Source organism: Pectobacterium aroidearum (genome assembly GCF_041228105.1).
GTDB lineage: Bacteria > Pseudomonadota > Gammaproteobacteria > Enterobacterales > Enterobacteriaceae > Pectobacterium > Pectobacterium aroidearum.
On record NZ_CP166097.1, the window covers coordinates 3112285 to 3128991 of the forward strand.

Below are 16707 nucleotides of genomic sequence, written 5' to 3' on the forward strand. Positions count from 1 at the left end.
AAAGTCCTGTAAATTTAGGCGGCATGCGATGTTTGTGCAAAAAAAAAAAGTTACGACAAGCCAGTGAGTGGAAACTTTTGACCTCATATCTACACGCTTCTATTTTTCTCTTTACCATCTTTCTAAAATTATAATTATTTAGAATCCAGATCCTAATATTGTGTGAAATATAGAAACCATTTCTAATTCAATTAAAAACATGCCAACACTCAGAAATGTGCATAAAATGCGGTTGTTGAAATATTCATTTGCAACAAACATTAGCATAAGATACGATTTTTTCGTATTCATATAAAAATCAATAAATCAAACCCACATAATTAAACATCAAAAAAACACAACAAGCCATTTATACAATGGTTGTTCTTAAATTAAAAACAATAATAAAAAAACACACCACTATTAATAGATTCAACAAAGGAAATAAAACACCTCATCACCATACAACCCAACACCTTAAAGATTAATTTGATAAAAAATCAATACCTTATAAATTACATTCAGCATAACTCAAGCATCACACGCAATGCTTAATGCTTTGACTGCTTGATCCAGAAAAATCTATTTTAACAAGCATTAAAAACACATCCATTAATAATGGTAAATTGTAAGTCGTTCATTAACTTGACGAGTCTGTGACGTACGTCACATCAAAATCCTAATAGCAAGGAGTGCATATATGGATCAAAAAGGCCAAGATTTACTTATTCCACACGATAGTTTATTACCACATCCCACAGAACATATTAGAATAGAACCAGCTATTCACCCTGTAAAAGAATTTTATTCCATTACACAACCAATTCAGGATATTCACTCGGAAGTATTTAAAACATTGCTCAATAGACATGATGCAAAGGAAGTGATTGAAATAATACGGCAGAGAATGCCAGAACTGACTTTAGCTCATGTGTCAGCCCACTATTTACAACTCTGCCTGATGTACGGTGCCGATCGCGGTGTGGCCAACCTGTTTCAAAAGATCAGAATGCGCTACAACCGAAGCACTCATCATAATCTTGTTAATGTCGCAACACGTTTGATTAACAACAGTTTCATGAACGAGGCTAATACGATTATTTTGCACTTATCAGAGTTCGCTAGTCGGCATCCAGCTCAACGTATTTTGCGCTTAAAATACCTGTTTGCCCTCGAACAACTTGATGAGCTAAGCGAGATGTTTAAAGACATCCCATTAAGGGATTACCAAACCTCTGACGAACTGATTGCACTTCGAGTCAAATATGACTGTGTCATGGGGAACCCATCTGCTGGCCTGGAATGGTTAATCGCATTAGCACCTCTCGACACACTTCCTCCCCGCTTACTCCAGTGGGCGGTGGACTGCATGACGACACTAGAACGGTACGAGGAGGCGGTCCCCTTACTGGAGGCGTGGTTTAGCCTTGATTTCTCTTATCGAAGAGATACCAAGCGCGTACTGCGGGTGGCAGAAAAAACGGGGGAAACCCCCAGATTGGTGCTGGCTATCGAACGCCTCCATGGCTGGTTTACCTGCCCTGATTTGGTCCGCTTACGCACGACGCTGCTTCAGGCTTATTCCCCTCCACACCCCGTTCAAATTAGCGGGACCTCTCCAACAGTCAACGGCCCGACATGCGGAGATGCCGCGCTACAGCCAACGAAGCCTCTCTCTGAATATGCCATATTTTTCTGTACTGACGCCGACTTTAGTCTTCCAGCCGTTGTGGCATTAACATCGCTGGCGATGTCGATAGGTGGTGCCAATAATCTCCCCGACATCTATATTTTTGTTCCGCCTGAAATTCGCCCGCTTTGGGAACGTATTGCCGAGCGATTCACGTCAGCATTTCCAATTATAACGCTACGAATTGTTTCGACCTTACAGATGGATCTGGATGAAGTCCGTGCGCAATTTGGTTTCTATAACGTCGGTGAGACATTGAGCACAACCACCTACACGCGATTCTACGCGAGCCGCTATTTACACTATATCGGCGTGACCCGTGCGCTTTATCTCGACTCTGATATTGTGATCCTGCATTCGCCCTTATCCCTGCTCTATGAGGATATGCAGGGGTTCCCATTGGCTGCGCGTACTGACCGAAATACTCCGTTGATAAAGCGCGCTATCCGGCTACATCGGATCGCCAATGAACGTTATTTTAATGCTGGAGTGATACTGTTTGATCTGACACATCCCGCCATGATCTCTACCATCAACACTGCAATTACGTATAGCAAACAAGGAAATAGCCCGTTACTTTTTCTCGATCAATGCGCGTTGAATAAAGCCATTTCCGGGCTTTATCTGGCACTGGATGAGCGCTACAACAGGTTCATACCACCAAGTAGCGCTACACAAGTGATAGAGGACAACACCGTCATTATGCACTTCATTGAAACCCCTAAGCCCTGGCAAGCGGGCTACGCTGGCCAGGGACTCACGATATGGGGTGAATACCAACGCCACGCAATACGCATAATCGGCGATGAAATTTTTTGTTCTAGCCCGGTTTGTCCCTCATGAAAGGTGAGAACTTTTAATAAAAATAAACATTCAGGAACACCAGAGCGCTTCAAATATTCTATCGACGCAATAGGTGAAATCCCATCGTGATTTCACCTGATTAACGATACAGGTAATACAACTGCGCGCGGATAGCGCTGGCCGTCATTTCATGAGGCGGCTGTACCAATTCACGATATCCGCAAATTAAGGAGTGCAGAGATGGCGGCACAAGAAAAGGATTTTGTTTCCTCACATCATACCGGAGGGCCCGTTGTACCGCCCTTTGTTTCAGATCATTTACCGGCTAACCGAATGGCCGGGCCTACGGCTAGCAGTGCCATAACCGATGCCTATTTCGGTACTGAGATAGGCAGAATATTACTTAATCTGCACGACGCCAGCATCGCGTTTGCTGCGCTGCAACAGAATAATGCAGGTGTTTCTCCGGTTACGTTGACAACCGGTTACCTACAACTATGCCTCCGTTATGGTGCCGATCAAGGTGTCGCCCGCTTGCTAAAGAGCGTGCAAATGGCATACGTGCATAGCTGTTATCACGCGCTGATCGGTGTCGCAACTCGTCTCATCAATGCAGGTCTGATGTCCGACGCCGAATCGGTCATTGCACACTTATGTAAGTTCACGGGGCCGACTGCAGAGATTAGGATTCTCCGTTTAAAATTCCTGTTTAAGGCTGCACAGTTCGACGAGTTGCACAAACAATTTGCCCATATTCCGTTACGGGATTATCGGATCAATGCGGAACTTCTTATGCTGCGTGTTCGATACGAGTGTATTACAGGAAGACCCGATGCCGGGCTCACATGGCTGGACGAGTTCGGCCCTCGCAACACGCTACCTGTCGATCTCATGTGGTCAGCGGCACAATGTCTGAACGAACTCGGCAAATTTGAAGATGCCTTAGCTTTACTTGAGGTGTGGATCAGCCTCGATTTCTCTTTTAAGGATCACGCGGAACTGGTGCTGAATACCGCGTCAAAAAGCAGTGGCACCTTGAGGCTCGTGCGGGCTATCGAGGCATCACATGGCTGGTTCACTTCGCTCGACCTGTTACACCTGCGTACCGCATTACTCCAAACAATTGAAGCACGCCATTCTGCTCATGCAAAAGTGACTTCTGTTGATGAAAAGCAGAGCATCAGAGAGCTCGACTTCCCCTACGCCAACGGCATGATATCCATGACGACCCCAAGGCAAAGACACGCTATTTTCTTATGTGCTGATACCGCATATAACGTTCCAGCGCTGGTAGCGCTAACCTCGTTGGCAATGTCGATTGCACAGGCTAATCCTCCCCCCGACATTTATATGTTTGTTCTGCCTGAAACGCATGAAATCTGGAGCCAGATCGCACATTGTTTTGCCAAAAAATTTCCTCTGACAGTAAAAATTGTATCGACATTACAGATGGATCTCGATGAAAGCCGAGCGCACTACGGGTTTCAAAACTACGGAAAAATGCTGAGCATCACCGCGTACGCCCGGCTTTACGCAAGCCGCTATTTGCAAGGACTTGGTATTACACGCGCACTGTATTTAGACTCCGATGTTGTTATCCGCCGTTCACCACTTGGTTTGCTACATATGGACATGGGAGGGTATCCCCTCGCAGCACGTACTGAACGTGCACACCCAAGAATCAGCCGCGCGATTAAGCTGCACGGTATTCCCAACGGCCGCTATTTTAACTCTGGTATTTTGCTGCTTGATTTCCAGCATCCGGCAACGCAATCAACGCTAAATACGGCCATCGCTTATAGCGAGCAACTCGACAACAAGCTGCTCTATCTAGATCAATGTGCGCTGAACAAAGCCATTCAGGGGCTGTATCTGGATTTGGATGAAAAATTTAACTGGTTCATTGTTCCTGACGATTCTGCCCATCCTCAAGACGAGGATGCCGCGATCATGCATTTTATCAGCACGCCGAAACCCTGGGATCTTAACTACAGCGGGAGAGGAGCAACACTTTGGGCCGACTACAAACATCATGCAATACAGGTGATCGGCGAGGGTATTTTTTACGCCATAAGCAAGGTGGCATGACGATGAGCAGATATTGACCGCTGCCAATGAATCATGTGTTTGGTATCGATTTTGGAAAACCAACAACGCAAGGAACGCAGATATGCCTAAACAAGATCGGAACTTAGTACTTTCAAACCATACACCGCAGCCAGAGAGACAATCAATGGTGGCAGCATCTTCTCTTGCCAATAGCACACTGCGTGGCGATATTCATGCTGAGATATTCAAAACACTTCTCAACCAGCATGATACTGACGAGGTGATGTTTGCACTACAGCAACAAATGCCGCTTTCATCAGGTATTCTGGCTACCCGCTATGTGGAAATCTGCCTGCAGTATGGTGCTGACAGTGGGGTAGCCAGGCTTTTTCAGCGCACACCCGTCGCCTACTCCTCCAGTCACTACTACAGCCTTGTCGGCACCACAAACCGCCTGCTCGATGCCGGACAATTAGAAGAAGCTAATGCCATCATTTCACATTTATCAGAGTTTGCTGGCCAGCATCCAAATACCCGCATGCTTCACTTAAAGTACCTACTTAAAGGCCGGCGTTTTGAGGAACTTCGCCAGCAGCTCGAGAGCATTCCCGCTCGAGATTATAAGATGTCGGAAGCACTCGTAGCGCTTCGTACCCGCTATGAGTGCACTATAGGCAATCCAGAAGCAGGGCTGGCATGGTTGGCCGACCTTGGCCCACTTGAAACGCTATCGGCTAACCTTATTCATTGCGCCATCCAGTGCTTGATCAGTTTAGCGCGTTACAACGATGTTATACCTTTGCTCGAAGCATGGTTTAACCTCGATTTTTCTTATCAGGAGGCCGCTAAGCGTATTTTGCTGGTTGCGACCCAGACTGGAGAAACCATCAGGCTGATACGCGCTATAGAGCAGCTGCACGGCTGGTTTACCTCACCTGATCTGATCCGCTTACGCACCGCGCTAATAACGTTAGATGCTACACAACGACGCATTCAGCGTGAGGACGACAAGGGGGATGAAACCGAAAGCACAAGCTTGACTGCATACTATCCGCTTGGCGTTTCTCTCTCACCACCCCATCCCGTTTCTGAAAATGCCATTTTCTTCTGTGCCGATACGGCGTACACGGCTCCGGCTATCGTCGCCCTCATCTCGCTGGCAATCACCATCGAGCGTAGCGAAAATTTACCTGACATCTATATTTTCGTGTTGCCGGAAGCACATGGTCTATGGGGACAACTCGCCAGCAGCATCAACAGTGAATTTCCGTCTTTGACGCTACGGGTAGTCTCAACGTTGCAAATGCAACTTGATCAGAGCCGGGCACACTACGGGTTTAATTCCATGGGAGATATGCTGAGCACCATGGCATACGCTCGACTTTATGCCAGCCGTTATCTATCCCAATGTGGTGTAGCACGGGCCCTATATCTTGATTCCGATGTAGTTATCCAATCTTCACCGCTGCCACTGTTGTATATGAATATGGAAGAATTTCCGTTGGCTGCGTGCCATGACCAGGTGGGTCCTCTGGTTGACCATGCGGTCACACTGCATGGTATCCCTAATGGCCGCTATTTTAACTCTGGCGTGATGCTATTGGATTTCCATCACCCAGCTACATTACCCGCAATAGAAGCTGCGATTGCCTACAGTGAAGACACAGATAGCGTCCTTATTTTTCAAGATCAGTGCGCATTGAACAAAGCGATTCGTGGTCTCTATCTGACACTGGATGGAAAATATAACTGCTATATGCCTCCAGGTCGACCAATGAGCGCTATGTATGAAAACGCGGCTATCGTCCATTTTGTCAGCACGCCCAAGCCGTGGCACCTGGCCTATTTAGGTCAAGGGACGGCACTTTGGTCTCGTTTTTATGACCATGCCGTGCGAATTGTCGGAAAAGATATTTTTCTCTCCCTCTAGGACCCGGCTCTAAGCACGGTCTACCAGATTGAGCATAAATATAAACCTTCACGGGTTATCGCTAAATGCGGCTGAGTATGTTCTGGATGGAATAGCAGAACAGGCCGCTTTCTTCAGGGAAGAATATACAAGGGGTTAGATATGCTTTATCGTCGATTTGAGCAACTGATTACTATATTTCGCGATGCACCAGCAGATATACCACCAAATAGATTGCGATCATTTTATTTTCACTATCTATATCAGGTCTGGCCAAGTTTCACTGCGCTGTTAGTCGTAGGGGGGATTACTGCGCTCATTGACGTGGTTATACTCAGTTATTTAGGCCGTATCATCGATCTCATCCGCATTACCCCCAGTAACAGCTTCTTCAGTGAACATGGTAATGAACTTCTCTGGATGGCAGCCCTTACGCTCATCATTCAGCCCTTCTTCCTTGGATTACGAAATTTACTCACTAATCAATCAATTAACCCTTGCATGACAAGCATGATTCGGTGGCAGCACTACAATACCGTACTCAAGCAGAGCCTGAATTTCTTTCAAAGTGATTTTGCCGGACGTATCACACACCGCATTATGCAAACAGGGAATGCCTTACGTGACTCTGTTGTTCAGGCTGTATCGGCCATTTGGCATGTGCTGATTTATGTATTAAGTACGCTGTTCGTGCTTTCAGAAATGGACTGGCGTTTAATGGTAATACTTATTATCTGGGTGGTGCTATACATCAGCTGTCTACGCTATTTCGTGCCACGGGTGAAAGCACGATCCATTGAATCAACAGAGGCTAACTCAAAACTCATTGGTCGTATCGTTGATGGCTATACCAACATTTTCACTTTGAAGTTGTTTTCTCATACCATGCTTGAAGCACGCTACGTTAGGGACGCTATAACAGAGCATACGCATAAAATGCAGATGGCCAACCGTGTACTCACCAGCATGGACCTGACAATCATCATGCTGAACAGTCAGCTGATCGTCGGTAGTATCGGTTTTGCGCTATGGCTCTGGACGCATTCGTTACTAAGCGCTGGCGCAATCGCGATAGTGACAAGTTTGGTGATTCGTATCACCAATATGTCAGGGTGGATCATGTGGGTGGTGAATAGCATCTTCGAAAGCCTTGGCATCGTACAAGAAGGCATGAAGACGATTTCTCAGCCGATCAGTATTACCGATAAATTAAATGCGCCTGCCTTGAAGGTACAACATGGCACCATCACTTTTGATCAGGTTAGTTTTTGTTACAACACCTCACATCACATCATTGAAGGATTAAATTTTTGCATCAGGCCTGGGGAAAAAATCGGTCTCGTCGGGCCTTCTGGAGCAGGAAAGTCAACGTTGGTCGGATTGCTTCTTCGCCTTTATGACCTGCAAAGTGGAAGTATCCTCATCGATAGCCAGAATATTGCCGACGTGACACAAGAAAGTTTGCGGGAGCAAATCGGGATGATTACACAAGATACCTCGCTGCTGCACCGCTCGATACGCGATAACCTGCTGTACGGTAAATACAACGCCACTGATAAAGAGTTGATGCAAGCGCTGAGGAATGCACAAGCAGATGAATTCATCATGCAAATCGCCGATTCTCAAGGCCGTTCAGGACTAGATGCACATGTAGGAGAACGAGGTATCAAATTATCGGGAGGCCAGCGTCAACGTATTGCCATCGCACGCGTTTTACTGAAAGACGCTCCTATTTTGATTATGGATGAGGCAACGTCAGCACTGGACTCGGAAGCCGAGGCCGCTATTCAGGATAATCTGGATATTTTAATGAAGGGAAAAACCGTTATCGCTATCGCCCACCGACTATCGACCATTGCCAAAATGGATCGTCTGGTGGTAATGCAACAGGGAAGAATTGTCGAAGTAGGAAACCATAGAGATTTATTGGCACAAGAGGGGGTATATGCCCGTTTGTGGCGGCATCAAACGGATGGGTTCGTCGGGATAAGCTAGATCTGGCGTAAAGCACAACCGGAAGGCATGGCCACTAACAGACATCGCTTCTACCATCCACACTTCCGACTACTAATCTTAATGATTCGCTACAATTTGGCCGGAAAACGGAGAAAGTGAGTCCTACCTTTCATGCTTATCACTTAAAGCCATTTTTAAGATAAATAGGGGACAGGTTCTCAGGAACACCTCTCCCCGTAGTTTCGCTGAGCCTATCAATGCTTAAACGTGCGGTATTAGCCCCTACGTCCCGTGGATAAAAATACCCATTGTTATCACTTTCTCCCTCATCTTCTTATAGGCATTTGATGTTGACATCGGTACAATCGCTGCCCTAACGAACATAACTTTGACTATTTTTTATCCTTATGAGCAATATCGCCCCCCCACAACCACGTATCGGCTTTGTTTCCCTCGGCTGCCCGAAAAACCTCGTCGACTCCGAGAGGATTCTGACCGAACTGCGTACTGAAGGTTATCAGGTCGTCCCCCGCTATGACGACGCTGAACTGGTGATCGTCAATACCTGTGGTTTTATTGACAGCGCCGTACAAGAGTCGCTGGAAGCCATCGGCGAAGCGCTGAATGAGAACGGTAAAGTTATCGTAACAGGCTGTCTGGGTGCCAAAGAAAATCAAATACGCGAAGTGCATCCAAAAGTTCTAGAAATTACCGGTCCGCACAGCTACGAGCAGGTGCTGTCGCACGTGCATCAATATGTTCCTAAACCGACGCACAACCCGTTTACCAGTTTAGTCCCTGAACAGGGCGTAAAACTCACGCCGCGCCATTACGCGTATCTGAAAATTTCAGAAGGCTGTGACCACCGCTGTACATTCTGCATCATCCCATCTATGCGTGGCGATTTGGATAGCCGCCCAATCGGTTCGGTGCTGGATGAAGCGAAGCGTCTGGTTGATGCCGGCGTAAAAGAGCTGCTGGTAATTTCTCAGGACACCTCGGCGTACGGCGCAGATGTGAAGCAGCGTACCGGTTTTTGGAACGGGCAGCCGGTCAAAACCAGTATGGTCAGCCTGTGTGAACAACTCGCATCGCTGGGCGTGTGGGTACGCCTCCATTATGTCTACCCTTACCCACACGTGGACGATGTGATCCCATTAATGGCAGAAGGCAAAATCCTGCCTTACCTGGACATCCCACTCCAACACGCCAGCCCGAAAATTCTCAAGCTGATGAAGCGCCCTGGCGCAGTCGAAAGAACGCTGGAGCGTATTAAGCGCTGGCGCGAAATCTGCCCGGACTTAACGCTGCGTTCTACCTTCATTGTCGGTTTCCCCGGTGAGACGGAAGAAGATTTCCAGATGCTGCTCGACTTCCTGAAAGAAGCCAAACTCGACCGCGTGGGCTGCTTTAAATTCAGCCCGGTCGAAGGTGCTGCGGCAAATGCATTGCCGGATCAGGTGCCGGAAGAGGTCAAAGAAGAACGTTTCCACCGTTTCATGCAGCTTCAACAGGCGATCTCCGCCCAGCGTTTGCAGGATAAAATTGGCCGTGAAGTGCTGGTACTGATTGATGAAATCGACGAAGAAGGCGCGATTGGCCGCAGCATGGCCGATGCACCTGAGATCGACGGCGCAGTTTACCTGAACGGTGAAACTGGCGTGAAAGTCGGTGATATCGTTAAGGTCAAAGTTGAACACGCAGACGAATACGATCTGTGGGGTAGCCGAGTATAACCTACCCATCACGCCAGCTTTTCTGCCCGAAAGGCTGGCGTGTTATTTTCTCGCCCTCTCATCCTAACGCTGAAAATTCAATCAATAAACCGTCCGTTCCTCGCCTTCGTCTTGCGTCACTCTGTCAGGTAAAGTAGCCTTGAGGCATGATTAGTCGACTAGCCTTACCCGAGGCATAAGCATGTGGAAACGCCTGACATTCGGTTTGTTAGCCCTCATTGGCGTGCTGCTGCTCTCTGCTTTTGCTCTCGATCGTTGGATCAGCTGGAAAACCGCGCCATTTATTTACGATGAACTTCAGGCCTTGCCGAAGCGGCAGGTTGGCGTCGTGCTGGGAACAGCGAAATACTACCGTACCGGCGTGATCAATCAGTATTACTTGTTCCGTATGCAAGGGACGATTAACGCCTACAACAGCGGAAAAGTCAGCTATCTGCTCCTCAGCGGTGATAACGCGCTGCAAAGTTACAATGAGCCGATGACGATGCGTCGCGATTTGATCGCCGCAGGCGTTCCGCCTTCGGATATCGTGCTGGACTATGCGGGGTTCCGCACGCTGGATTCTATCGTCAGAACACGTAAGGTGTTTGATACCAACGATTTCACCATTATCACCCAACGTTTCCACTGCGAACGCGCGCTATTCATCGCGCTGCACCTCGGCATTCAGGCGCAATGCTATGCAGTGCCTTCGCCCAAAAATATGATGACCGTACGGGTTCGTGAATTTGGCGCTCGTCTGGGTGCGCTGTTCGACCTGTATATCCTCAAACGCGAACCGCGCTTTTTAGGGCCACAGGTGCCAATTCCCGCAGAACATACCATCCCAGAGGATGCCCCGGATTATCCTGCCGTCCTACCGGAGCAGGTGCTCCCCTCGCCCGTTCATCAGGGTAAACCTGAGCAACCGGCGAAAGCCGAGCCCGAATCCAAACCGCAGAACGAGCACGCCACACCGTAGCTTCTTTCTCTCTACGCCGTTTTCCCTATCGCATTGGTGAGTTTACGCCATAGCCATTCAAGCGGCCCCTGACGGAAATAGCGCAACCAATAGTGGGAAAAGAGTAGATTGGCGATCCAGATAGCAGGAACCAGTGCCAGCAATTGCAGGCGGCTGAAAGCCATAAACAGGCCAAGCTGGTTAAACAGCAGCACGCAAATCAGCGTTTGCAGCAAATAGTTAGTTAGCGCCATACGCCCGACATCCGTAATCCAGTACGTGATGCGCCATTGACATAACGTGCCCCAAAAACCGTAGCACAGCGCCAGATAGCCGATCGCCTGCAAGGGTGAACTCAGCTCGCGCGGAATTTGCAATAACAGCCCGCTCCAGCGATATTCCCAGTCCACCAGCCACTGCCCCACCACGCCAACGCTGTTAATCGCCAGACCCACAGGGATCAGCCACAGTGCAACCTTGCGATAATGTGCCGTACTAAATTCACCTTTTAGCCAGCCACTGCGCATCAATCCGGCTCCTAATAGCATCGATCCCGCCAGCAGCCAGCCGTACTGGACGCCCAGCGACAGCAGACTTTCCGTAAGCAGATCGACGCGGTTGCTCCACGCTTCCGGTCCGCCTAACGCCCGCCAGTACGCCTCATAGGTAATATCCGCCATATCCGGTAGCCAGAATCGCCCCGGTTGCAGGCTCAGAATCTGACTCAGTACAAACAGCACGCCGATGCCCACCAGATATAGAACCGCCCCCGTACGCATTAGCAACTGGCTACTTTCCGCATGGCGAATCATGCCGTAACACACCAGCCCAATCAGCGCATAGTCGAGCAAAATGTCGCCATCCCACAGGAAGATGGCATGAATTAGCCCGATGATCATCAACCAGAACAGACGCGCATGTATCCAGCGCTTCCCCCTCGACAGCAGTAGCTGTAGCCCCGCGCCAAAAAGAAGAGAAAACAGCGTCAGGAATTTCGCCTGCGCCAGCAGATCCATCGCCGCCCACGTCAAGGCATCGGACAACGTAGGTTCTCCTTGCCAGGCTGGGTTGAGGTAGGCCGCATGCGGAAAACCAAACGCCGTAATATTTAGCAGTAAAATGCCCAGAATGGCGACGCCACGCGCAAAATCCAGCGTAACTATCCGTGAAGGTGGCCGCGAAAGTGGTAAATGAGGTGATGGTACAGTGTGAGAAGGCATACAAATTACATTTTCAAATCATCGAAGTAGCGATTGTATGCACAGAAAGGGAAAAAGCGAAGGTACTTGCTGATTTGACAATGACCGATGTGGCGATGACGAGGGTATTTCCTTCATCATCGCCGATAAAAGCAGGCTTAATTATGGTGGCGCACGGCGCGCAAGAATTCCTGACGCGTGTTCTGGCTGGATTTAAACAATCCGCCGAGCGATGTCGTGGTCGTGGCGCTGGTTGCATCGCGAATACCGCGGGCTTTCACGCAGTAATGCACCGCATCAATCGAAACCGCGACGTTATTCGTGCCCAAGAGCGTTTGTAGCGCGACGAGAATCTGCTGCGTCAAGCGCTCCTGCACCTGAGGGCGCTGAGAGAAAAACTGGACGATTCGGTTGAGCTTCGACAAGCCGATGACGCCATCTTTCGGAATATACGCCACCGTTGCTTTCCCATCGATCGTCACGAAATGGTGTTCGCAGGTGCTGGTCAGCGTGATATCACGCACGGTGACCATTTCATCAACCTTCATTTTGTTTTCAATGATGGTGATTTTGGGGAAATTGGCGTAGTCCAAACCGGAGAATATTTCATCAACGTACATTTTGGCGATACGCGTCGGTGTTTCAGCCAGACTGTCATCGCTCAGGTCAAGGCTCAGCAAATTCATAATTTCCGTCATATGCTCGGCAATACGTTGCTTACGCGTATCTCGATCTAACAACGCTCCGCGCAGCGGCGTTTCCAGACCGCGTGCCAGCAGCGCTTCGTGCACCATAACGGCTTCTTTACTTAGTGATGACATTATTATTCTCCTGCAGGTGTAACTATGCCTATCGCACTATCACGGCCTTGATTAGACCCTAGCGCCGTCAACACTCTAGTTGAGAGAGTCACGATTATCCAGCGATTGTATGTCATGATTGTTGAAATAGATTCAAGTTATCAAGCCCAGCGGATGTGCCAGTGTGCAGTAATGAGGCGCGAATTTTGTGCACAGAAAAACCACGCTTCAGTCATCAATGTTCCGTGGTAAATGAAAAAACACCGGGAGGTTATCCCGGTGTTTTAGTGGAAAATCACTCGATTTTTGCGGTCGTCAGCCGTCTGACGCCGCGTGTCGTGGGGTTATCAGAAGGTTTCCCAGTTGTCGTTAGCATTACCTTTTTTACCGCCAGCAGCCGCTAATAGCATCGGCTTCTCCACCGCTGGCGCTCTCTCCGCCAGACGCTGCTGAGGACGACGATGCGCCTCTGCGGCCGACAGCTGGAATACCGATACAGCCTCAGTTAACTGGCGGGCCTGCTCTTCCAGCGAGGCAGCCGCAGCAGCAGACTCCTGCACCAGCGCGGCGTTCTGCTGTGTCACGCCATCCATCTCGGTCACCGCCTGACCAATCTGCGTAATACCGCGGCTCTGCTCATCCGATGCCGATGCGATTTCTCCCATCAGATCGTTTACGCGGGTAATGGCGGAAATGATGGAATCCATCGCTTCGCCGGTTTGTGTCACCTGATTTGACCCCGTGTTGATACGTTCAACTGACTCTGTAATCAAGCTTTCAATTTCCTTCGCCGCCTGAGCACTGCGTTGAGCCAGATTACGAACTTCGCCCGCAACCACCGCAAAGCCACGCCCTTGCTCACCGGCTCTGGCAGCTTCTACCGCTGCGTTCAACGCCAGAATGTTGGTCTGGAAGGCAATACCGTTAATCACGCTGGTGATGTCAGCAATTTTCTTCGAGCTGGTCGTAATGCTTGCCATCGTCGCCATCACATCTGCCGTGACGTCGCCTCCTTTCTTCGCCGCAACGGAAGCGTCCTGCGCCAGCTTGGTAGCTTGATGAACGTTATCGGCATTCTGTTTCACCGTCGCGCTCAACTCTTCCATACTGGCGGCAGTTTGTTCCAGTGCCGCAGCCTGCTGTTCGGTGCGCGCGGACAAATCGTTATTGCCGCTTTTGATTTCGCTGGAGCCCTGATGAATCGATGCCGAGCTGTCGCGGATAATAGAGACGGTATTAACCAGACTGCCCTGCATCTCTTTCAGATAAGGAATCAGCTGTCCGGCACAGTTACGGCCAAACTCGTCAATCGGGTGGTTAAGTTGCCCGGCAGCTAGCACCTGGAAATACCCTTTGATCATATTCAACGGCTTGACCAGATAGTTAACCAGATAGCGATCCGTCAGCAGCAGGATGAGCAATCCAAGAACTGCCGCACCGAGCAGAATGTGATTACTCCAGCCAACCAGACCGTAGACCTCATTCATTGACGCTTCCGACGATGAAAGAATCGCGGTCTGGTATTTTTCCATATTAGCGCCAAACGCCACGCTCAACGGCGGGTAGGTTTTACGGAAAAGCTGACGGAATTCCTCCTGTCGATTCTCACGTGCGGCGTTCAGCATCGGCGTCAATCCGTTATCCAGTAACTGAGTCCACGCAGCGATCATATTATCTGCGGTTTCCTTGCTGACACCGGCGTGCTCAACGGCTTTAAACGCAGCCAGTTGATCCGACGTGTTTTTAAATGCGGTAGTTGCGGACGTAAATATTTTTTCTGCTTCCGCCGTTTCGCCCGTTTGCTGGAAATCCATTGAGCGTAAAAGACGAGTAACCGTACGAAAATACTGGTCATTGCCTTTTACCAGCTTCTCTACGTTTTTACGCTGAGTCTCGCCGGATTCCAATAGTTTGGTCATGCTGCTCAACGAGGTGGTAGTAAAGAAAGACGCTCCCCCCCATACAGCCAGAAACAGACCCAATATTGTTAAAAGCATTGCCCTGATGGTGATATTTTTTAAAAAATTCACAGAAGACTCCTATAAATTATCTTGGCGACTTTCCTCTGCGCTTTCTGCAACATGGCTGCACATTTTTAATTGGAAATACGCCTGGTGTTACGTCATTTAATGAAGAGCAGAGGCTCTCATTAGTTAGAGTTATTTTCCTTTAATGACCAAAAGATACACTTCCTTACAATAACGATAAGATATTCCTACCATACATTAACATTATCGGCACTTTGCGTGGGCACTTTACGCCTTATCATCAACAAATGCGATCAAAATGAAGAAATGCGATAGTTTTTGGCTATTGCTTCGTTGCAACAATTTATCTACACATTTAACTGTTTATTTTAATTATCTATTTATTTTCTCTCCTCCGCGATCACATCACGGTAAAATACAGTTTTATTTTTCTGTGATTATTCTTATTTTCCATTCACGCCTCTTCTTTAGAAAATATACCCATATAAGTTGTAAAGTTGATTGTGGTGCTATTAATTCAGGCCGCGATCATTTTATCTCTTTCTATGTCCAGATATTAATCCTGATGATAATTACGCCCGTCATTTTCACATTCGTGCGAGGTCTGCATGCCGTTGGTTTACGTTACGTTCCTATCAGTGTGGCGTAAGACAGTTGCGAAATGCGCAGCTTGCCGCTACACTTCACAAAAAATGAATAATCAAACACCAGTTCATTACAAAAAGAGAAAGATATGGATTTGACCCAGCTCCGCATGTTCTGCCTCGTTGCCGAAACAGGCTCAGTCGCACGCGCCGCGGAACAGCTTCATCGGGTGCCCTCAAATCTGACCACGCGGTTACGCCAGTTGGAACAGGAATTGGGTACGGATCTGTTCATCCGCGAGAAACAGCGTCTGCGCCTGTCCCCTATCGGGCACAATTTCTTATGCTATGCGCAGCGCATTCTGGCGCTTAGCGAAGAAGCGATCAGCATGACGCGCACGGGTGAACCCGCAGGTAATTTCGCGTTAGGCTCGATGGAAAGCACCGCAGCAACCCGTTTGCCCACGCTATTAGCGGCTTACCATCAGCGTTACCCCAACGTCTCGCTGTCTCTGAATACCGGCACATCCGGGGAAATCATTGAGCGTGTGCGCGCGGGAACGCTGGCCGCTGCGTTAGTCGATGGCCCTGTCGTCTATGATGAACTGAATGGCTGCGCATGTTTTACGGAACGTCTCGTGCTGATATCCGACACGACGCACGCGCCGATTACTCATGCGCGAGATGCGAGCAACGATACGCTGTTTGCTTTCCGCCCCAGCTGTTCCTATCGAAAGCGCCTTGAGAGCTGGTTCCGACAGGATGGTGTAGTACCCGGTACTATCATGGAGATCCACTCATACCATGCCATGCTTGCCTGTGTAGCCAGTGGTGCCGGACTTGCCATGCTCCCGTATGCCATCCTGGAATCGCTGCCCGCTGGCGCGCGCGTTCAGGTACATGAATTACCGCCCGATATCGCCGATGCGTCCACGTGGCTCGTCTGGCGACGTGACGCCTTCGGCCCTAATGTCGAGGCGCTGAAAAAGCTCATTATTGAACAGAGCAGCATGATTGAACCACCCGCTCAGCAGGAATAATCCCTTATCTTCCCTGAGCGACCATTTTCAAGA

At 48.9% G+C, this 16707-nt stretch carries 10 protein-coding genes; 7 read left to right on the forward strand and 3 right to left on the reverse strand.

The window, feature by feature from the left end:
* Positions 1 to 679 precede the first annotated feature (679 nt).
* From AB8809_RS14230 to sanA, 6 genes are all read left to right on the forward strand, one after another.
* Entirely contained in the window at positions 680 to 2512 is a 1833-nt protein-coding gene (locus AB8809_RS14230; protein ID WP_349856382.1) for a glycosyltransferase, read from the forward strand.
* Positions 2513 to 2713: 201 nt separating this feature from the next.
* The gene (locus AB8809_RS14235) at positions 2714 to 4561 is read left to right on the forward strand and encodes a glycosyltransferase (RefSeq protein ID WP_349856383.1); all 1848 of its coding nucleotides are present in this window, start codon (positions 2714 to 2716) and stop codon (positions 4559 to 4561) included.
* Between the two features lie 82 nt (positions 4562 to 4643).
* Positions 4644 to 6452 carry a glycosyltransferase gene (locus tag AB8809_RS14240; RefSeq protein ID WP_349856384.1) on the forward strand — a complete coding sequence of 603 codons (1809 nt, stop codon included), beginning with the start codon at positions 4644 to 4646 and terminating at the stop codon, positions 6450 to 6452.
* 141 nt (positions 6453 to 6593) lie between these two features.
* Positions 6594 to 8426, forward strand: a complete 1833-nt coding sequence (locus AB8809_RS14245; RefSeq protein WP_349856385.1) for an ABC transporter ATP-binding protein — start codon at positions 6594 to 6596, stop codon at positions 8424 to 8426.
* A gap of 368 nt (positions 8427 to 8794) precedes the next feature.
* Positions 8795 to 10123: a 30S ribosomal protein S12 methylthiotransferase RimO gene (gene rimO / locus AB8809_RS14250; RefSeq protein WP_015839932.1), complete on the forward strand. Its 1329-nt coding sequence runs from the start codon at positions 8795 to 8797 to the stop codon at positions 10121 to 10123.
* A 181-nt stretch (positions 10124 to 10304) separates the two neighbouring features.
* Complete coding sequence (sanA, locus tag AB8809_RS14255; protein WP_349856387.1) at positions 10305 to 11084, forward strand: outer membrane permeability protein SanA; 780 nt, start codon at positions 10305 to 10307, stop codon at positions 11082 to 11084.
* Between the two features lie 11 nt (positions 11085 to 11095).
* On the opposite strand, the gene yeiB is transcribed toward sanA, so the two are convergent.
* The 3 genes from yeiB to AB8809_RS14270 form a co-directional block, all read right to left on the reverse strand.
* Positions 11096 to 12283, reverse strand: a complete 1188-nt coding sequence (gene yeiB / locus AB8809_RS14260; RefSeq protein ID WP_349856388.1) for a DUF418 domain-containing protein YeiB — start codon at positions 12281 to 12283, stop codon at positions 11096 to 11098.
* A 137-nt stretch (positions 12284 to 12420) separates the two neighbouring features.
* The gene (gene folE / locus AB8809_RS14265) at positions 12421 to 13083 is read right to left on the reverse strand and encodes a GTP cyclohydrolase I FolE (protein WP_005967317.1); all 663 of its coding nucleotides are present in this window, start codon (positions 13081 to 13083) and stop codon (positions 12421 to 12423) included.
* A 326-nt stretch (positions 13084 to 13409) separates the two neighbouring features.
* Positions 13410 to 15092 (reverse strand): methyl-accepting chemotaxis protein, encoded by a 1683-nt coding sequence (locus AB8809_RS14270; protein WP_349856390.1) that lies wholly within the window; start codon positions 15090 to 15092, stop codon positions 13410 to 13412.
* A 691-nt stretch (positions 15093 to 15783) separates the two neighbouring features.
* On the opposite strand from AB8809_RS14270, the gene AB8809_RS14275 reads away from it, so the two are divergent.
* Entirely contained in the window at positions 15784 to 16674 is an 891-nt protein-coding gene (locus AB8809_RS14275; RefSeq protein ID WP_181828331.1) for a LysR family transcriptional regulator, read from the forward strand.
* The last annotated feature ends 33 nt before the right edge of the window (positions 16675 to 16707 follow it).